A 19,125-nucleotide genomic window follows, 5' to 3' on the forward strand; every position below is an offset into this window, starting at 1 on the left:
TAGTCGCCATTAAAAAAACACCTCCGAATTGATTTCATAAGGTTCAATACCCTATTTTCAACGAAAGGTGTTTTTATTTGTCTCATTTTCTTAGGTCAGTTCCCTCGCGACCCAAGTGGATTTTTTTATTCTATTAAGCATTCAATTCTTCTTTACTCCCTACGTCATCCAAAGACTTATCTCTTCCAACCTTATGCATGTCCAATACATGCTGGGATGGTGGGATCAGGAAGCTTAGTACAATAATTGTCACACCAGAAACAACTACACCTGAGAAGCCCGGCACATGCCATAATTCATCCAGTAAGCCAAGGAATCCTTCGGAAGTAGTCGTAGGACCTGGTACGCCGGTAAATGAAGTAATCATATAATAGACGAGACCAACCGTGATGCTTGCCCAAACTGCCGGCGTGCTCACCCGTTTCCAGAATGGTCCTAATACGATCGGCCAGAATAGCGTTACAAACACGATATCCCACGCTAAGTAGGCCAAGTCGATAACTTTTTGTGCGCCGATTGCCAATACAAAGCCTAAAACAGCACTAAACAGGATGACACTTCTTGAGATAAACAATAGCTTTTTCGGATCGGGATTTTTATTAATGAAATCCAAGTAAATGTTTTTCGTTACAATTCCTGAAGTCGCCACGTAGCAAGCTGCTACAGTCGACATCCCCATAGCCGCCATTGCAGTTAAGAAAATTGCCGCTAAAATCGGTGGGAAATATCCTTGCGCAAAAGCAAGCATTAACGTTTCCGGGTTGGAGCTGTTCGGATATATCGACTTGAACGCTTCCCCTAACATACCCGGAATCCAGCTGATCGCAATGACAATGGAACCTGCGATAATCATACTCTTCTGAGCAACCCGCGGGCTTTTCGCCGCGGCTACCCTTTGCCCTAAATCGACTGCAGGTATGTCCCCTAATGCCAATACTAAGTACAGCGTCCAGAACTCTACCCCGCCACGCTTCAATAACTCACTAATATTCCACCATTCCGGATTAAATGTAACGTCCGGATAATAGAAGAATATAAAAATCGAGATTCCCAAAATACCGGCAATAGCAAGTGCCCCTTGCACAATTTCCGTATAAGCAACTGCCCATAAACCTCCGATAACAGAGTATAAAGCCGTCAATGAAACGAACAAGATGGCTGCCGGGATAAAATCAATTTGGAAAAGTTGTTGGATAATATACGTACCACCAACTGTCAGTGCCCCAGCATTGAAGACACCGAAAGCGACCGCCATTACGATGCCCGTATACGCACCTAACTTTTTACTGCCATATCGTAATCCATAATAGTCGGCCAACGTCCAGCCTCTTAATCTTCTAAGCGGTTTTGTCCAAATGAGCGCGCCTAAAATCATACATGTTCCGAGACCCCCCATAGTTGCGGAACCTTCAAAACCACCGCTCGTATAACCTGAACCGATTGCTGCGAAGAAAAACGGAGCTGCTAACATGGCAGCAACCAAGCTGCCTGTCACGACAGGCAGTGGCATGCTCCATCCTGCTACAATCAAATCTTCTGCTGTGTTAACCCGTTTATAGCCTTTGTAACCAATATAGTAAATAAAAATCAAATACAAACCAAATACAACAATATTCATCGTTCCGTATACTCCTGTCTATTTCTTAGCCGTTCATGACGACGCCGCCATTTGGCGTTAAAATTTGTCCTGTGTAGAAATTGGCGTTGTCCGACGCTAAAAACAAGACGCTCTTTGCAATTTCTTCCGGTTGAGCTAATCGCTTAAGCGGATATTTAGCCGATTCTTCTTCGACGTAATTGTCTCCGAATGCGCTCAAAATATTTGTATGTGTGCCGCTTGGCGCTACCGCGTTCACCAAAATATTGGGTGCTAATTCACGCGCCAAAGCTTTGGTAAACGCATTAATGCCGCCTTTTGCTGCAGAATAATGGGTGAACTCTTCACAACCTAAACTGCCGATATCAGAAGAGATATTAATGATTTTTCCTTTGTTTTGCTGCTTCATTCTCTTTGCAGCTTCACGGCTATTATTGAAGCAGCCGTATAGATGGACTTTGATCATTCGATCCCATTGTTCATCTGTCATTACCGTAATTGGAGCATCTTGTGCAAATCCTGCATTATTCACTAAAATATCGATGCAGCCAAGCTGTTCGTCCATATAGGCAAACATGTCTCGTACTTTGCTTGAATCCGATACATCCGCAAGGTAGGTCAAAGCACGGACTCCGAATTTTTCAGCCTCTTGGCGTGTTTGTTCGGCAACTTCTTGATCACCAACAAAATTTATTAACACATTTGCTCCGTACTCAGCAAATTGCAATGCAATTGCTTTTCCGATTCCCATACTGGAGCCGGTAATCAGTACATTCTTTCCTGTAAGCCCTAAGTTCATTTTTTTCACCTCATAGTTCAAATCGTTTAATCAGTGACTGCAATTCTTCAGCCGTTTTGTCCAATGACTCAGAAGCCTCGATCACTTCTTGCATCGATTTTAGTTGTTCTTCTGTTAGTTTCGATACATTCATAGAGAGTTCAGCCGATTGCTGTGATGCTGTTTTCATATTATTAACGGATGCCGCCACCTCTTCAGAAGAAGCGGAGATTTCCTGTGAAGCTGCGGAAATCTCTTGGATTTGACCTGCAACTTGTTCGGCGGAATTGACAATTTCGTGGAATATGTCCCCGGCTTTTGCTGTTTGATCCATCCCAACCCGCACATTCTCTTTTCCTTTTTCCATTACTAATAGCGAATCGTTTGAATTCGATTGGATATGGTTAATGAGCTTATAAATTTCTGAAGCCGAATGAGCAGATTGCTCTGCCAACTTCTTAACTTCCCCTGCTACAACAGCGAACCCTTTGCCATGCTCACCAGCTCTTGCTGCCTCTATTGCCGCATTCAACGCCAATAAATTCGTTTGTTCAGCAATATCTGTAATGAAATCTACAATGTTGCTAATGCGATTGGAGTTTTCATTCAAACCTTGAATTGTTTCATCAATTTGGTTGACTGATTCATTGATCAATTGCATTTGGGCAATAACTTGCTGAATGACCTCATTTCCTTCCTTCGCAGCATTTGAAGTGAAGTATGAGGATTCCGAAACGGTATTCGCTGATTCTGCGATTCGTTGAATGCTCATTGCAGACTCTTCCATAGCAGAAGCTGTTTCAACTGTCATAACCATCGTCGTCTCAGCATTTTTCGCAAGATGATCGACTTCTTTTGAAACATTCGTTGCATTTCGGTAAGACTCTTCAGCAGTTGTCGTCAGCTGAGTCGCAGACGATGCAACGATGTTTGACGTATTTCGGATATTCATAATGACGTGCTGTAAATTGGACACCATCTCTTTAATAGAGCCAGATAGTTTTCCGACCTCATCTTTTGATTCTTCCAATTCCACATCACGCAAATCGCCGCCCGCTACTTGATTGGCAATAACAACAGCTTTGTTTAACGGGCTGAGCAAACGGAGAATTGTAAAGAACAGAACTGCAAACAAAACAACAAGCCCAATGATTGCAATGACAATTTGCTTCGTTATGCTTTTTTGAATAATTGCTTCGATATAGTCAGCCGAATAGTCGATACCTAAGACAGCAATTGTATTGCCATTTTCGTCTTTTATTGGACTAAAGACCGTTCTCCATGACCCAAATGTATCTTCAAAGATACTTGTCACTTCTGGTCGATCATTTTCAATCGCAAGCTTTGCAGCTGTCATATGAACAGGTGCAATATCAGTGAACAATTCACCGACGTTATAGACATCTCCCAAATTATTTGTATAGCCGACAGGGTTGACGCCGCCATCTTCCATCTTCCAAATATAGCTCCAAAACATAATACCTTGCTGATCCAAAATATAGTCCAAGTGATTTTGCATTTTCACAAAATTCGAATCTGATTCATCTTTTGCATCGAACAACTTCTTTACATCTTTCGAATCAAGCTGCATCGCTGTCAAGAGACCAACGCTTTTAAGCTCTTGCTCAAGATCGCCTTCCAACTGATTCTTCAATTGGGAAATGCTTTGTGTAGTTGTTACAGCAAATAATGCAATGACAATCGCGAAAACAGTAAGCAATAATTTGAATTTAAGCGGAATGTTTTTTATAAAGCGCATGCCTTTCTTTTCCTCCTACTAAAAATAGTTTTTATAAATAAAAAAGCCTTTTCCAAATTAGAAATAGGCAAAATTAAAAAACCAGAAAAATGTCTAGTTTCATGCAGCTCAGCCATCATTGCATTAGCTTTAGACCTGGAGCTTTGCGTCCCTTTCTTTCAAAAGGTTTGCCAACTATAGTACTTAAAAATAGTAACATAGACTTTTTTAGTTAGCAATAAAAAGTACTATTTTATTTCGGTTTTTTAGTTACATACTACCTACCAAGTATAGGATATTTGAACCTTTAAAAAGAAACCGTTTTCTTTCCTTTTTTATGAATAAACGACTTAACATCGGTAATTAAATAGTTCAATTTACCTTCTAATTACAAAACGCACATTTATTAATTGACAATAATTGAATAGATCGCTACTATTTATTTGAACAGTGGTCAAATGAGGAGGTACTATGTCATCTCAAAAATCTGCGCAACGTGATCTCAGTCGAGAGATGATCATGGATGCTGCAAAGGATTTATTTATCGTAAAAGGATATCAGCACGTTTCGATGCGGCAAATCGCGAAAGAGCTTGGTTATAGCCACGGAGCTATTTACTATCACTTTAACAGTAAAGCAGAGTTGTTTTACGCACTTGTGGAAGATCATTTTAGCATGTTAGAACAAAAGCTGAAAGAGATCGCACAAGCCCCTCTCGCTCCAATTGAAAAACTAGAAGCCATTTTACTTGGCTATATCGAATTTGGCTTAAATCATCAAAGCCATTATGAAATTATGTTTTTAATCAAAGATGAGGAAGTGCGAAATTTCCTTAATCAGAGCCCGAATGAAACGTATGAGCTATTTGCGCAAACCGTGCATAGTTTGTGTGAGAAACAGCTATCCATTCAAGAGATTTGGTCTATTTTCTTAGCCTTACATGGTTTTGTTACTCACTATTTGCGCCATGTTATCCAATATGAAGAGGTAAGGGATATGGCGAAAGCACACGTCCAGTTTTTATTGAAAGGGATAAATTAAAATGAGCCATTTGCGTGGCTTTCTTTTATCACTTCATTTGAACAGTGGTCAAATAATAAATTGGGGGTTTATATATGAATAGAGCACTTGTATTAGGAGCATCCGGCGGTATGGGTTACGCGATTGTGAATGAATTAAGCAGCAGAGGTGTGGAAGTGACGGCATTTGCACGCTCGGAGCAAAAGCTGAACCACTTGTATGGTGAGCGACCGGAAATTACGATTCAAACAGGGGATATTTTTAACTTACACGATGTCATTGCTGCGTCCGAAAATACAGATATCATTTTCCAAGCGGCTAATATCCCTTACCCTGAGTGGGAAGATAACTTGCTCCCTTTCATTGGCAATGTTTTAAAAGCTGCAGAAACCCAACAAACCAAGCTCATTTTGATTGAAAACATTTATGCTTATGGCAAATCAACCGGTGCCAAAATGACGGAAAACACACCAAAGCAACCGACTACGAAAAAAGGTAAAATTCGATTGCAAGTAGAGCAGATGGTTAAACAATCAAATGTGCCAGCAATCATTGCTCACTTTCCAGACTTTTACGGACCGAATGCGGAAAATACATTATTGCATTTCACATTCAAAGATGCCGTTCAGCATAAAAAGGCAATGTACATCGGTAACCAAAAGATTAGCAGGGAGTTCATTTACACACCGGACGGGGCCAAAGCTGCGGTCAATTTATCTCTGCAGAGTAATGCGTATGGCCACAACTACAATATTCCTGGGTTTGGTGTCATTACCGGAGAAGAAATCGTTCAGATCATCCGAGAACTTTCCGAATACGATCGACCTGTTCGGACTGTATCAAAAAATATGATTCGATTCTTAGGTCTTTTCAATGCAAATATGCGCGAAGTCGTCGAAATGTTCTATTTGAATGAAGAGCCGGTTGTGTTGGATGGTACGAAATACGAAACTGAAATCGGTCCTCTGCCTCGCACATCCTATCACGAAGGAATCAAACAGACATTACAATACATGACAGCGCAAAGTGAATAGTCGAAAAAGCGCCACTCCCGTATAAAGGAAGTGGCACATTTCATTTATTTGAAAAGCAATACATTCAGCCCTACTTTTGATTTGAACAATTTCTGACATGAAGAGTACGAAATTGGTTCGGTGAGAATCCTGTATTTCTTTTAAATGCACTGTAAAAACTAGAGATACTTTGATACCCTATTTGATAACCAATCTGTGTGCTATTAAACTGCGTAGTTAAAAGTAATTCCTTCGCTTTATTAACCCTAAATTTTTCTAAGTACATTCGAGGTGTGCATCCTATTCGTTCTTTAAAAATCCGATTTAAGTGAAAGCGACTAACTCCCACATTTGATGCAATATCGTCTAAAGATAAGTTTTGAATATAATTATTTTTTATCAAGCAGATCGTATCTTCTAAAATAAAAGTAAGCGGATCATATTTACTTACACATAAATCAGGTCTACATCTTTTACACGGTCTATAACCAGCCTTTTGGGCTTCATCAGCAGATCCAAAAAAAGAAACATTCTCATCGTTCGGAATCCTAGACTTACAAGAAGGACGACAGAATATCCCTGTTGTTTTTACTGCATAAAAGAATACCCCATCATATGTGGCATCACATGATATGGTTGCTTTCCACATTGTATCCTTTGAAAGGTAATATTGATGACTCATTGGACTTCATGCCCCCTTATAGGCAAATACCTTTTTACTCAAATTCATATATACTGCATAAATTGCTAACACAACTAATGGTACAAATATATATAACCGAAAAAATGGAACGACCAAGAAACATAAAATCAAAGAGGTCAAGGATGCCCACCATGATAGTGTGTTCCTTTTAAATAATTTAACGCCTGCCGCCATCGAAAGAATATAAACTATTACCCCGAGTGAGGTTGGAATAAATAAAATATCATCAAATGTCAGTGTTAAAGCTTTCGTCACGATCACACCAGTTGTCGAAAAACAGATAATAAATAATACCATTCGTCTTGGAATATGAGTAGTTACATGTCGTTTTGAAAAAAACTTTGGGAAAGCCCCATCCCTACTTAATGAATATCCTAATTGCGTAAGGCTAGCTACAAAAGCATTAGATGTCCCTGTACAAATAATTAACGCCAAAATTGCAGTGACGGTTTTGGCCCCTACTCCTATTGTTTCTTCCATCATAACACCAATTGGAGATAGGCTGCTTTCTTGATTGCCATACGTTGCTGTTCCAATTGTTACAAGGCTTAATCCTAAAAATAGTAGTCCTATTATAATTGCACTAATCATTGAAGCTTTGACAATATCTTTTTCTGGCCTTTTAAAGTGCTCGGCCAAATTACAAATTGCTTCCCACCCGAAAAAGGACCAGAAAATAACCGTTATAGCACTTCCCACTGCAAACCATCCATTTGGGGCAAATGGTATGAAATTCTCCCATTGTATTCTTGAAAAAGAAACAAATACAGCTACCAGCAAAAGAATCAGCAATAAAGAACTCAATGCCAATGCAACTTTCCCACTAACATTTACGCCATAATAATTGAACGCCCCTGCAATGATTAATATCAAAATGGCAACCACTGCTGTTGTGAGACTTGATAATCCAAATGCCTGACTGACATAATAGGCGCCAGTTAAGGAAACGATTGTTTGACCGACTGCCGCTGTTACAAAGTAAAACCATCCAACGATATTGCCAAAATGAAACCCGAAGGAATTTCTTACAAAAATTGCTGCTCCACCAGCATCAGGGTACTTTCTTGCTAAACGAGCGAAGGAGTAAGCAAGTGGAAAACTAATTAAAATGACAATCAACCAAGACAATATAGATGCAGGACCTGCTATTGATGCAGTTATTCCAGATAAAAAAAGAACACCCGAACCTAATATAGCAGCAATATACAACGCGACTCCTTGATATAATCCAATTGATTTGTTATTCATAGGCTCATCTCCTTTATAGTAAGTAGTGTACTAATAAGAAGATGAACAATTCTTCCTGTTTTTTGCGGTTCAATTCTCGATTTAAAAACGTTTGACTCGTTTTTATAAACAAAAATATAGATAATCTATTGGATAACAAAATAATCGTAATGGTAGCCACTTCTCTGTGCCTTTCCATCTTGCTATTTTAAGAGTTACCCCCCTATGGATACTGACATTACTCTAAAAGAGGAAATAAAAAAGATGCCACTCCCGTATAAAGGAAGTGGCATTTTTCATTGATTACATACGCTTCGGCCAAAAACTCCATTTGCCTAACAATACTAATATTGAAGGAATTAGCAATGGACGGACGATAAACGTGTCGATTAAAATGCCAAGCGCCATTATGAAACCGAATAGCTTTAATTCATAAATCGGCATCGTCGCAAGCACTAAGAATGTCGCAGCTAAAATGAGCCCTGCAGAACTGATGACCCCTCCGGTACGCTCTACCCCTTTTCGCACTGCATCATCAAAAGACAACACTTTCATCTCTTCCCGGACCCTCGCGATAAGCATAATGGAATAATCTACCCCCAAAGCAACAAGGAAGACAAATGCATAGAGCGGAATCCTATAGCTAAGCCCATCAAGGTCCAAAAATATGCCGAACAGGAAGTATGCTAAACCGACTGTAGCCGCAAACGACAGCAAAATGCTTCCAATCATGTAAATCGGTGCAACGATTGACTTCGTTTGGAGACCTAACATAATTGTAATCAACACCGTCATTAGTATCATGACCATCCACGTGTCACGATCATTGATGTCTCTTAAATCAGCATTGATCGCCGTTTCGCCAGAAATATATAACATCGCATCCGTTAGATTAGCACCTTTTAAGATCTGTTCACTATCTTCGCGAAGCTTTAAGACCGCATCAAATGCTTTCTCATCATACGGATTGCCTTCAAATGTAATCGAGAATTTCGCCGCGTTACCATTCTCATTCAAAGGGTTTCCTTGCGTCGTTATTTGAGCTATGGCGGGATTTTCTTCTATTCGTTCAATTACTTTCTGTAACTTTTCCATCCCTAGTTCATTTTCCGAAACGATGAATAATGTTCCCGGCGCTAAACTTCCTTCTGAAAAGTCCTCTCCTAACCGCTCGTACCCAACTCTTGATGAAAGATCTTCCGGAAATGATGCAATTAAGTCGTATGACTCTTTCATATTTGTCATATTCCAGGCACATAACGCAAGCAGCAATAGGATTGGAACCATGAATTGCCAAGGTTTTTTTGTGACAACAGCCGCCACCTTGCCCCATATCGTTTTCTTTTCAACGGTTGTTTCTCCATATTTCGGTATGACTGGCCAAAACGCTTTCCTTCCAATCACTGCAAACAATGCCGGCAATAACGTCAATCCTGCAATAAGCATTGCACCAGCAGCAATTGCGAACACGGGTGCAAAGTTACGGTATGGCTCATAAAGGGCAAAGAATAAAGTTGCTACACCTAACACAATCGTGCTGCCGCTGAAAAATATTGGTTCTTTAACATGGCGCATCGTTTCCCTCATCGCTAAATTAGCATCTTCATGCACTTTTAACTCTTCCCGATAGCGAGAGAAAATTAGCAAAGAATAATCCGTTACGACCGCAAATAACAGAATCGTCATAATCGACAATGCTTGGCTATCTACGCCGAACCAGCCTTGTGCGGTTGTAAAACCGACAATCCTATCGACAACTGCGTAAACGATTCCCGCTCCAACTAAAGGAATCAACGTCAATAGAGGCGAACGGTAAATGATTAATAACAAAACTAAAATAAGCCCGACTGTAGATAACAACAAAACAATATCCGCTTGGCTAAACAGCTCAACCGCATCTGCAGCGATACCAGCAGGCCCCGTCCAAGACAATTCAATTCCATCCGCGACTTGATCTACAACAGTTTCCTTAATGGATTGGACTAATTTGTTCATGTCCTTTCCTTCAAGATTTTGCGGCAATGATAAAGGAATGAAAAACGTTTCCTTATTCTCCGATAAAAACGCGGCGCGCTGCTCAGACTGTAATTGGGATAAAGGAATGACATCTATCTCATCAAACGCATAATCCTCAGTCAAAGATTCTATCGCTTGTGCGAAACGGATCATCTCTTCATCTGACAGCTCACCGTCTTTGTGGAAGACTGCAAAGAGCGGGATGCCCCCATCATTCGGAAAATACTTTTCCAACTCATGCGCAGCCACGATCGATGGTGCATCTGAAGGCAGGCCTGAGTCTTTATTGGCAATGACATGCTCCTTACTTCCCGGCGCAAGTGCTGACAGCACAATTGCAATAACGAGCCAACTCCCTATGAAGAGCCACCAAAGACGATTTCCTTTTAATTTTCCCTCCGTCATGATCTCCTTCCTTCTTTTTCAATAAGGAATGTCAATAAAACAAACAGTACAAAGCTGATAAGCAAGATGCTTCCGCCAACAATATAGAAAATGAGCGAGAATGTTTCATTCACACCGAATGGCTGCATGAATTGGAACCACATGCCCGCTGTTAAACCGATTGAGCCGATAATCGCTGTAAATGCATGAAAAGTAACCAGCTTTTTAGCCCTTACCTTAAACAGCTTATAGAATATGCCCCATGCAAATACCGATAACCATCCGACAACTAAAATATGCGCGTGTATCGGTCTAAATGCATAAGATCCTGCCCCAGCCATATGAGAACCTAAAAATGCCCCGATCAACCCAAAAATTGCTGAAATTCGAATTAGCCGTATACTCCATTTTTCTTGCAAACCGAATTCCTCCTCTTTCTTTCAAGTTATAGCTTTATCTTAAAGAGGCAACATGAACGGAACATGAACAGCATATTACAATTTGGGAAGAACAATCGTAAATGTCGTGCCAACACCTTTCTCACTATCAATATAAACCGACCCTTGATGAAGCTGGACAACTTGCTGGACGATGGACAACCCTAAGCCGGTTCCTTCTGTTTTGCTTGTGCGAGACACATCCACACGGTAAAAACGATCAAATACTCTTGGCAAATGCTCTTGTGCAATCCCGATGCCTTCGTCACGCACTTCAATTTTCACCTGGTCTTCTCCATCAGTTAAAATGATATCTACCGCGCTTTTCTCTTCTGTATATTTCAATGCATTGGAAAGTAAGTTTTCCCATACCTTTTCAAGAAACGCAGGATCCCCTGTAAACGCTACTTCATCCAATTCCATTGAAACAGCAATTTCTTTTTCTTCAGAGAACCATCGATATTTGCGCACTGTTTCTTTAATTTGCTCATCCAGCCGAAACGACTTCGGGTGTAAAGGGGATGATAACTGATCCAAAGAGGTCAATAATAGCAACTGTTTCGTCAAAGAAGATAGCCTTTCCGTTTCGGATTGAATGACAGCTGCGTACTGTTTTCGATTCATTTTTGATAAATCTTCATTTTTCAACAAATCCGCATACCCCTTTATATTCAATAAAGGAGATTGAAAATCATGAGATACATCGCTAATGAATTCTTTTCGTATACGATCATTCTCGCTTAATCTTTCCGTCATTTTTTGAAAGCTGTGAGCTAACTGCCCGATTTCGTCTTTTCGATGAATATCGAGCGTCCCTGTGAATTGCTCTTCTCCTACTTTCTTTGTAGCTGCAGTAAGCTTTGTAATTGGTTCAATCAATTTCTTAGCAACAATCAGCATGGAAAGCAAACTGAACACCGCCATGACGACAACCATGCCGCCTAACAGAAAGTGGACCTCTGTAAACAGCATTTTAATATTTGGACGCATAAACAGTGCATATTTTTTCCCATCTACTTCAAAAGGGACACCAACCGTATTCGCAAGCTGATCGGAAAAGAAGCCTGTCATGAACGTCTCCGTCTTCAAATCGCGCATGCCGTGATATTGCTCCCCATTTAGTACAAGCTCAACTGGCTCCTTACCTAAATTTTGCTTGCGGAACGGCTCACCATAAAAAACCGCTTTCCCATCTTCATCTACAACATATAATTTATAGCCAACTGCCGCCTGTGTTTCAAAGAAATCAGTCAGACTCGCAGCATTGTCCGACTCGATGTAATGGGCAAGTGAAGTAGCGATATTCATGTTCTTTTCGTCATTTTTGCTTTTCAATTGTTGGTGATAATATGTATTAACGACTAAAAACGCGACAAGAGCACTCGTCATCATAATGCCAGTCGTAAAGGAAAGGAACTTTCCGTATAACGACTTCATGGAGCGTCCACCTCTAATTTATAGCCCACTCCTCGAACCGTGACGATTTTTACCTCTTCGGGCAGTTTATCTCTCAACCGTTTAATATGGACGTTCAACGTCTGTTCGTCCCCTTCATAGTCATAGCCCCACACTCTTTCGATAAGAAAATCTCTTTCAAATACGTGATTCGGTTTAGATGATAGAAGCGACAACAGCTCAAATTCCTTCAAAGGCGGCAAGAGTACTTTCTTTCCAATAGATACTTCATAGCTTTGGCGATTGATTTTCATCGGACCAACTTCAATGATCGTATCAACCGCTTTGTCGTAGCGCCTTAAAATAGCGTTTATGCGGAACAGCAATTCTTTCGGCTCAAACGGTTTTACGACATAATCATCGGATCCCGCCAAAAATCCTTTTTCCTTATCTTCCAATTCGCCTTTCGCAGTTAGTAATAAAACCGGGATATCCGCCTCTGCCCGAAGCCTCTTCGTCAACGTATAACCGTCCATCTTAGGCATCATGACGTCTACAACAGCGAGATCAGGCAATTCCTCATCTAAGAAGGCTAACGCCTCCAAGCCGTTCGTTGCTTTTATAACTTCATAACCCGCTTGCGATAAATGGATATTTACAAGCTCCAATATATTCGGATCATCATCGACTAATAAAATTTTCATCTTTCCTCACCCTTTCCAGCGCAATGCTTTCCTCCACTCTGCATTTAGCAACCCGGAAAGCAACAAGATAACCGCAGTCAAATAAAACCATAATACAAGTGAAATGATGCCAGAAAGCTGCCCATACAGCCTCGTATAATCGACATTGGAAATATAGCTGCCAAAGACAATCGAAAACAATTGCCAACCAATTGCTGAAAATAGTGCACCCGGCAGCACTTCCTTTACTTTCATTCTACCTGTTGGCACCACTTTGTAAAATAGCAAGAAGAAAAGGATGAGAAACAGAGTGCCAAGCCCCCATTTCACATTCGGCCAAACGTAAAGCCAGCCTCGCCATTCCTCGACTGCATCATAATAAGTGACGATTTCATGTAAAGCTCGCTCAATTAAAGGCAGGAACAGAGACAATGAAATGACTAACATGAACAGAAGCGTCACACCTAAATCCCGGATCACTACTTTCCAAAACGGATAGCGGCGCACAAAACCATTTGCAAGATCCAATGACCGGGCAAGCGACTGCACTGCCACAGACGATAGCCAAAATGCGGCAGCCAAGCTCGCATAGAAAACCTTACCTTGCACTTTATAAAGCATCGCCCTTACATTCTCTTCGATGATGACAAACGCCTCATCTGGAGCAAATGGGCGAATGAAATTCAATAGCATTTCTTCATCGACTGACATATAGCTTAATAAGGAAAAAAGGAATATAAGAAAAGGAAACATGGACAATAGCAAATAATAAGCGGTTTGTGCAGCTTGATCGAAAAACCGCTCTTTAAAAAAACGCATCACAACCCTTAGTAGCATTCCATCCTCCCCTTTCACTGTTCAATATACCCTATTCTTCTGAAAACGAGTGAATGACCAGAAATTTTACATAGAAACATGATGAACTTCCACTCGCAACCCATGCACTTTCACGCATAACCCTATCATTCGGTGCATAATAACGGTCAACAAAGCAGCATTCATACAAAATACGCATAACTTGCCCACTAGACGAATAGCCCCTTTGGAATGGCGCATAAACAACCCTTATTTCCACAAAAAAAACCTCGATAAGCGGTATCGCTTTCATTCGAGGTCTCTTCGCCTTGTATTCACAATGATAAAATCCTGTCTAAAATCTTCTTCTCCATTTTCGCTAACGTGACATTTGACAATTCACGAGGCCGCGGCAAATGGTTTTGCATATCCATTGTAATATCCCCATCTTCAATTAAAATGATCCGGTCTCCTAACTTCACTGCTTCCCTAACGTCATGGGTTACTAATAATGCGGTGAACTGCTGCTTCTGCCAAAGCTTTTCTATGAGAATTTGCATTTCCATTCGTGTCAAGGCATCCAAGGCACTCATCGGCTCATCTAACAGCAATAAAGAAGGAGAGTGCACCAATGCCCTCGCAAGAGCAACACGCTGTTGCTGGCCACCCGATAACGTTGAAGGATAACTGTTTTCGTATTCTGCTAAGCCGACATAATGTAAAGTTTCCCTTGCCCGGTCTTTCCAATTTCCATTCAAGCCTAAACCAACATTATCAATGGCCTTCTTCCAAGGAAGCAGTCTTGAATCTTGATACATCATTCTCGCCATTTTCGTAGATTTTTCAACTGGTTGACCGTCAAATTCGATTGTTCCTTCTGTCGTTTGTTCAAGGCCCGCCACAAGCCTTAGCAGCGTACTTTTCCCGCTGCCTGACTTTCCAACGATAACGACGAATTGTCCAGGATGTATAGTAAGTGATATATTCTTCAACACAGTTTTCCCATTATACGCTTTCGTCACTTGCTGCAATGTAATTTCTACAGCATGCTCGTTCTGCAATTCCTTTTCCCTGTCGATCAGTGCCATACTATACCTCCATTCTTTTATTGAACATATCCTTTATGCCACTTCAATGCTTTCCGCTCCCCATAGCGAGCGAGCAGATCGGCCACTTTCCCAAATAAGGCATAGAGCAAAATTGTAATGATAATAATATCCGACTGCATGAACTGTTGTGCAGTCATTGCCAAGTAACCGACACCCCGTGTCGATGCGATTGTCTCTGCCACAATTAAAGTCATCCACATTACGCCTAAAGAATAGCGTAGCCCAACAAAAATGGATGGCAAAGCACCTATGAGCAATATTTCTTTAAAAAGCCTCCAGCCCTTCAGCCCATACATTCTGCCCATTTCAATAAATCCCGGATCGATATTGCGTATGCCATGCAGCGTATTAATATAGATTGGGAACATTACCCCGATCGAAACTAAGAAAATCTTAGCTCCTTCATCGATTCCAAACCATATGATGACAAGCGGCACGAGGGCCAAGTTTGGGATATTGCGGATCATTTGCAATGTCGTATCCGTAAAAGCATATGAGAACTTTGATAGCCCATTTGCTATACCCAAAATGAAGCCTATTCCCCCGCCAATTACAAGCCCGATTAACGCTCTCCCTAAACTCGCAGCCATATGGTAAGTCAGATCCCCAGATACTACTAATTGATATAAGCTTTTCAATACTGTCAAAGGTGCGGGCAGCAGCTGTGGGGAGACGAATCCGCCTGATACGACCACCTGCCAAGCAACGATGATGAAAATTGGAATAAGCCATGGAATAGCCGTCCGTTTCAACTGAATCACCATCATTCTTCCTCCTTACTTCTTCGGAACCCGATCACGAATGTCGATTTTATTTGGAATCAATCCGATTTCATAATAAGTATCCGCCTGCTTTTGTTGTGCCTCTATAATTGAATCGTCAATACGATCAACAGCATATTGCCTGCGGTCGACTGCTCGCTCAATCACTTTTTCGTCAATTCCTAACATGTTAGAGACAAGCTTAACGACCTCATCTTTATTTTCATTCGCCCACTGATCGGATTCATCTGTCGCTTCTAAAATTAACTCGACTAATTCGTGGTTCTTTTTATAAAAATCCTCATTCGCATAATAGAATGTGCGGTTTGGATAGCCATAATCTTTGCCCTCCGTTAGGTTAACGGTCTTTAAATCAACTTCCACACCGGCAAAAAACGGATCATACGTTGCAAGCGCGTCGATTTTATTCGTCTCAAAAGCTGTTCTTTGCTGTGCTGCATCTTGCAAATATACCCACTCAACATCATCTATTGAAAGGCCGGCATCCTCGACTGCCAAGATGGCCAAATAATGATGGTTGCCGCCTTTCAATGCACCGATCTTCTTCCCTTTCAACTGATCAACTGAAGTGATCCCTGAATCTTTATGAACTAACAACCCCACACCTTCCGGATTCGGCAAATCTGCGCCTACATAGACGAACGGTTTATTGCCTGCTTGCGCATTAATGCCGGAGCCATCTGCTGCATGCCCAAAGTCGATATGCCCTGTAAACAGCCCTTCTAACAATGTGCCTCCATGAACGAATTCCCGCCATTCTACCCGATAGCCCTCTGCCTCCAACTTTTTCTCTAATATTCCACTTTCTTTCAATATATTTAATGTGTTTCCTTTTTGGAAACCAACACGCACCACCTTTTCAGAGGCTTCTGCGCTGTCTGAAGCCTTCTCCCCGCTGCATCCTGCCAATGAAAACAATACAATTGCAGCGAAAACTATTAAGTAAAATCCTTTTCTCATTCATATATCTCCTATTCATATTAGTTTACTTGGTTTTATACATAAAAATTTTTCACTGCTTGATTATATAATGACCATGAAATAGGTCGAATGATTTTTCCTCTTTCCCTCCTTGAATAACAATTTGGAAAGGCTTCTCCCCACGTGACTCTAATTTATGCTGTACAATTCCTTTCCCAATTGGTTCATAAAAGATAATCTCCACATCACCAATTACAACTGCCTGACCTTGTGCATTTAACTTTTCATCAGTATATGCATCTTTGACAGGTGCGTTCAGCAATATGGACCATTGCCTAACAGATTCTTTCAAATCTTTTACGGCAAACGATAGGGAAGCTATTTTCAACGCCTCTCCATTTGGATGGTCTGCCATGACCTTCTGCTGTATCAAATCTTTTTCCCTTTCATCATCCTCCGCTTCCCATTGAATAATAAACGGTAGCTCAGGGCCCTCTTCATCTGTACCTGCGTAAAGCAATTGCCATTTTACAACCGAGCCATCCGGTCTCTTCCTATGGAGTGGCACCGGTCCGGTCACTTTTAATCCATGTTCCTTGAATCGTTGTGCCACGCCTTCAATATTAGTCGTCCGAATAGCAAAGCGGGCAAAACCTTCCCGAAACTCATCTCTAATAATTGTAGAAATTAAACTAAATGACGGATGCTCTGTATTTTTCACTAAATTACGGTCATATGTTCCTAAAAACTCGATATAGGATAAACCAAAATAGCTTAACCCGTTATACGTTCCCCGATCCTCATGGACACCGCCTTCTACTGCATGAAAGCCAACAGCCTGAAATTCTTGCACTGCTTTCTCCGGCTCCTCTACAAAGTGCACAAGATGATCAAATACAAATTCCATATCTTTTCCCCCTTAAAATAAAAATCCCTTCTATAAGAAGAGAAATTCATATCCGCTTCTTATCTTCCAAGTTACAACTTGGCGGAATTAGCACCATACCTAAAGGTTGGTTGCTGAGACTTCAATGGGCCACTCCCTCCATCTCTCTTGATAAGATACAATATGTAATTAGTACATACTTTACTTGTTCCCTTACACAAAGTCAAACATTATTTTAACTATTCTTATCAGTTTAGTATGAATAAGAAAGAAGACTTAAGATCGCTTTGTTAACACTTGCTTCGAATGGTATCATTCTTCTGCCAAAAGATTAGTACTTTATACTTGGCGATACATTATTTCCATAAAAAATACACACTCAGACATGAATGTCCAAATGCGCATCTCACTAACTTCATTACTCCTCCACAACAACTTTCTATACAAGTGACTATCTCTTGGATAGAAAGTCTTGTAATGACTTCAATGCAACATAATAGAGCCACCATCTGTCATAATTGTTTGACCCGTAATATATTGAGAATCCTCCGATGCTAAGAAGACGGCAACCCGACCGATATCCTTTTCAACATCTCCAAAGCGCCCTAAAGGAATTTTATTTTTGACCGCTTCATAATACTCTGGCTGTGCCTTCGACCACGCCTCAACGCCTGGAGAATATGCAATAGGGCTAATAATATTTACATTAATGCCAAAGCGTCCCCACTCATTTGCAGCTACACGGGATAATCCTCGTATTGCCTCTTTGGCAGCAGCATATGCACCCTGCGTCTCATGACCAGCCAATCCAGCACCGGAAGCAAAATTAATTATATTTCCCTTCGACTCCTTTAAATGTGGCAAAGCAGCCTGCATTAAATAAAACGTTGGATAAAACCCTGTTCCAACAGATAAATCCAGATCTGCCTGAGTTGTATTTTCCAATGGCACTTGCTTAGAAGCATGCGCATTATTAACTAATACATCCAACCGACCGTATTTTTCTACGACTGTATTAACAATCTTATACAAATTGCCATGATCCATTAAATTTGCTTGAATGAACATAGACTTTGGAGAATGAGTTTGAAGCTCCTTCAGCATCTCTTCTCCCGTCTCTTTATTCACATCCACAATAGCTACGACAGCACCTTCCTTTACCATCGCCTTCGCCATTCCACCTCCTATCCCACCAGCTCCGCCAGTAATAATGACAACCTTATCTAACAATTTTCCCATTTAAATTCTCCTCTTTTCATGAGTCTAAAACTATTTTAACACTAAAATACTTTTGTATAAAACAACAAGTTCTTCGGTTATCTATATATTGTTTGCCGATGCATCCATACATAATACATTGCTTCTTCTAATTAAAGCCTTAAAAACGGAAAGCATAAATAAATGCATAACGACTGCTTTCATACAAATAAATACCTATAATAGCGCATAAAACAAAACAACAGCGCATAACCGCATGTAGAAACACATAAACTTCTCATGGTATTAAAACAAGACTTTGGAAGCTTACATTAGAAGAATGTGAATATCGGTGTTAAAATCCTCAATAATAACGGTTTAAAATTCCCCAGTTTTTACGGATAATCTATTTTGAGAGAGATAGATTGGAAGTGTGGGAATGAC

General features: G+C 40.7%; 16 protein-coding genes, 1 pseudogene and 2 riboswitches. Of the genes and pseudogenes, 2 read left to right on the forward strand and 15 right to left on the reverse strand.

Annotated elements, in window-relative coordinates; translation table 11 throughout:
• Nucleotides 1-133: 133 nt before the first annotated feature.
• From ACFQ38_RS13375 to ACFQ38_RS13385, 3 genes are read right to left on the reverse strand one after another with little or no spacing between them, the layout of a single operon-like run.
• Nucleotides 134-1,618, reverse strand: coding sequence for a sodium:solute symporter family protein (locus ACFQ38_RS13375; protein WP_381481452.1), 1,485 nt, complete (start codon nucleotides 1,616-1,618; stop codon nucleotides 134-136).
• Nucleotides 1,619-1,643: 25 nt separating this feature from the next.
• The gene (locus ACFQ38_RS13380; protein ID WP_381481458.1) at nucleotides 1,644-2,396 is read right to left on the reverse strand and encodes an SDR family NAD(P)-dependent oxidoreductase; all 753 of its coding nucleotides are present in this window, start codon (nucleotides 2,394-2,396) and stop codon (nucleotides 1,644-1,646) included.
• Nucleotides 2,397-2,406: 10 nt separating this feature from the next.
• Nucleotides 2,407-4,134 (reverse strand): methyl-accepting chemotaxis protein, encoded by a 1,728-nt coding sequence (locus tag ACFQ38_RS13385; protein WP_336824936.1) that lies wholly within the window; start codon nucleotides 4,132-4,134, stop codon nucleotides 2,407-2,409.
• A gap of 99 nt (nucleotides 4,135-4,233) precedes the next feature.
• A riboswitch (cyclic di-GMP riboswitch) is annotated at nucleotides 4,234-4,316 on the reverse strand.
• A gap of 268 nt (nucleotides 4,317-4,584) precedes the next feature.
• Here ACFQ38_RS13385 and ACFQ38_RS13390 point away from each other — a divergent pair.
• Together ACFQ38_RS13390 and ACFQ38_RS13395 are read left to right on the forward strand one after the other, a co-directional pair.
• Nucleotides 4,585-5,154: a TetR/AcrR family transcriptional regulator gene (locus ACFQ38_RS13390; protein WP_381481460.1), complete on the forward strand. Its 570-nt coding sequence runs from the start codon at nucleotides 4,585-4,587 to the stop codon at nucleotides 5,152-5,154.
• Between the two features lie 74 nt (nucleotides 5,155-5,228).
• Nucleotides 5,229-6,167, forward strand: coding sequence for an SDR family NAD(P)-dependent oxidoreductase (locus ACFQ38_RS13395; RefSeq protein ID WP_381481463.1), 939 nt, complete (start codon nucleotides 5,229-5,231; stop codon nucleotides 6,165-6,167).
• 70 nt (nucleotides 6,168-6,237) lie between these two features.
• Here the strand turns inward: ACFQ38_RS13395 and ACFQ38_RS13400 are convergent, their stop codons facing one another.
• The 12 genes and pseudogenes from ACFQ38_RS13400 to ACFQ38_RS13455 form a co-directional block, all read right to left on the reverse strand.
• Nucleotides 6,238-6,828 (reverse strand): bifunctional transcriptional activator/DNA repair enzyme AdaA, encoded by a 591-nt coding sequence (locus tag ACFQ38_RS13400; RefSeq protein WP_381481465.1) that lies wholly within the window; start codon nucleotides 6,826-6,828, stop codon nucleotides 6,238-6,240.
• Nucleotides 6,770-8,097: pseudogene (locus tag ACFQ38_RS13405) on the reverse strand (APC family permease). Before ACFQ38_RS13405 ends, ACFQ38_RS13400 begins: the two are co-directional and overlap by 59 nt.
• 282 nt (nucleotides 8,098-8,379) lie before the next feature.
• Nucleotides 8,380-10,497, reverse strand: a complete 2,118-nt coding sequence (locus ACFQ38_RS13410) for an MMPL family transporter (RefSeq protein ID WP_381481467.1) — start codon at nucleotides 10,495-10,497, stop codon at nucleotides 8,380-8,382.
• Nucleotides 10,494-10,895, reverse strand: coding sequence for a hypothetical protein (locus ACFQ38_RS13415; RefSeq protein WP_381481469.1), 402 nt, complete (start codon nucleotides 10,893-10,895; stop codon nucleotides 10,494-10,496). The genes ACFQ38_RS13410 and ACFQ38_RS13415 overlap by 4 nt, the downstream gene beginning before the upstream one ends.
• Before the next feature lie 75 nt (nucleotides 10,896-10,970).
• Nucleotides 10,971-12,350, reverse strand: coding sequence for a sensor histidine kinase (locus ACFQ38_RS13420; protein ID WP_381481471.1), 1,380 nt, complete (start codon nucleotides 12,348-12,350; stop codon nucleotides 10,971-10,973).
• Entirely contained in the window at nucleotides 12,347-13,012 is a 666-nt protein-coding gene (locus ACFQ38_RS13425) for a response regulator transcription factor (protein WP_381481473.1), read from the reverse strand. Before ACFQ38_RS13425 ends, ACFQ38_RS13420 begins: the two co-directional genes overlap by 4 nt.
• 6 nt (nucleotides 13,013-13,018) lie before the next feature.
• On the reverse strand, nucleotides 13,019-13,828 hold the full coding sequence (locus tag ACFQ38_RS13430; protein ID WP_336824943.1) for a YihY/virulence factor BrkB family protein: 810 nt from the start codon (nucleotides 13,826-13,828) through the stop codon (nucleotides 13,019-13,021).
• A 293-nt stretch (nucleotides 13,829-14,121) separates the two neighbouring features.
• Entirely contained in the window at nucleotides 14,122-14,874 is a 753-nt protein-coding gene (locus tag ACFQ38_RS13435; RefSeq protein ID WP_381481477.1) for an ATP-binding cassette domain-containing protein, read from the reverse strand.
• 17 nt (nucleotides 14,875-14,891) lie between these two features.
• A complete protein-coding gene (locus ACFQ38_RS13440; RefSeq protein ID WP_381481479.1) occupies nucleotides 14,892-15,659 on the reverse strand; it encodes an ABC transporter permease subunit in 768 nt (255 codons plus the stop codon).
• Nucleotides 15,660-15,671: 12 nt separating this feature from the next.
• The gene (locus ACFQ38_RS13445) at nucleotides 15,672-16,637 is read right to left on the reverse strand and encodes an aliphatic sulfonate ABC transporter substrate-binding protein (protein ID WP_381481482.1); all 966 of its coding nucleotides are present in this window, start codon (nucleotides 16,635-16,637) and stop codon (nucleotides 15,672-15,674) included.
• Between the two features lie 52 nt (nucleotides 16,638-16,689).
• Complete coding sequence (locus ACFQ38_RS13450; RefSeq protein ID WP_336824947.1) at nucleotides 16,690-17,505, reverse strand: VOC family protein; 816 nt, start codon at nucleotides 17,503-17,505, stop codon at nucleotides 16,690-16,692.
• Between the two features lie 56 nt (nucleotides 17,506-17,561).
• A riboswitch (SAM riboswitch) is annotated at nucleotides 17,562-17,662 on the reverse strand.
• Nucleotides 17,663-17,967: 305 nt separating this feature from the next.
• Entirely contained in the window at nucleotides 17,968-18,723 is a 756-nt protein-coding gene (locus ACFQ38_RS13455; RefSeq protein ID WP_381481484.1) for an SDR family NAD(P)-dependent oxidoreductase, read from the reverse strand.
• Between the last annotated feature and the right edge of the window lie 402 nt (nucleotides 18,724-19,125).

It is taken from the genome of Sporosarcina contaminans (assembly GCF_042679045.1).
GTDB lineage: Bacteria > Bacillota > Bacilli > Bacillales_A > Planococcaceae > Sporosarcina > Sporosarcina contaminans.

What these genes read in the sequence shown, in the direction of transcription:
- ACFQ38_RS13430 (WP_336824943.1), bottom strand. Translation starts at nt 13,828, where the DNA reads ATGCTACTAAGGGTTGTGATGCGTTTTTTTAAAGAGCGGTTTTTCGAT.
- ACFQ38_RS13435 (WP_381481477.1), bottom strand. Translation starts at nt 14,874, where the DNA reads ATGGCACTGATCGACAGGGAAAAGGAATTGCAGAACGAGCATGCTGTA.
- ACFQ38_RS13440 (WP_381481479.1), bottom strand. Translation starts at nt 15,659, where the DNA reads ATGGTGATTCAGTTGAAACGGACGGCTATTCCATGGCTTATTCCAATT.
- ACFQ38_RS13375 (WP_381481452.1), bottom strand. Translation starts at nt 1,618, where the DNA reads ATGAATATTGTTGTATTTGGTTTGTATTTGATTTTTATTTACTATATT.
- ACFQ38_RS13455 (WP_381481484.1), bottom strand. Translation starts at nt 18,723, where the DNA reads ATGGGAAAATTGTTAGATAAGGTTGTCATTATTACTGGCGGAGCTGGT.
- ACFQ38_RS13395 (WP_381481463.1), top strand. Translation starts at nt 5,229, where the DNA reads ATGAATAGAGCACTTGTATTAGGAGCATCCGGCGGTATGGGTTACGCG.
- ACFQ38_RS13450 (WP_336824947.1), bottom strand. Translation starts at nt 17,505, where the DNA reads ATGGAATTTGTATTTGATCATCTTGTGCACTTTGTAGAGGAGCCGGAG.
- ACFQ38_RS13380 (WP_381481458.1), bottom strand. Translation starts at nt 2,396, where the DNA reads ATGAACTTAGGGCTTACAGGAAAGAATGTACTGATTACCGGCTCCAGT.
- ACFQ38_RS13400 (WP_381481465.1), bottom strand. Translation starts at nt 6,828, where the DNA reads ATGAGTCATCAATATTACCTTTCAAAGGATACAATGTGGAAAGCAACC.
- ACFQ38_RS13420 (WP_381481471.1), bottom strand. Translation starts at nt 12,350, where the DNA reads ATGAAGTCGTTATACGGAAAGTTCCTTTCCTTTACGACTGGCATTATG.
- ACFQ38_RS13425 (WP_381481473.1), bottom strand. Translation starts at nt 13,012, where the DNA reads ATGAAAATTTTATTAGTCGATGATGATCCGAATATATTGGAGCTTGTA.
- ACFQ38_RS13385 (WP_336824936.1), bottom strand. Translation starts at nt 4,134, where the DNA reads ATGCGCTTTATAAAAAACATTCCGCTTAAATTCAAATTATTGCTTACT.
- ACFQ38_RS13410 (WP_381481467.1), bottom strand. Translation starts at nt 10,497, where the DNA reads ATGACGGAGGGAAAATTAAAAGGAAATCGTCTTTGGTGGCTCTTCATA.
- ACFQ38_RS13390 (WP_381481460.1), top strand. Translation starts at nt 4,585, where the DNA reads ATGTCATCTCAAAAATCTGCGCAACGTGATCTCAGTCGAGAGATGATC.
- ACFQ38_RS13445 (WP_381481482.1), bottom strand. Translation starts at nt 16,637, where the DNA reads ATGAGAAAAGGATTTTACTTAATAGTTTTCGCTGCAATTGTATTGTTT.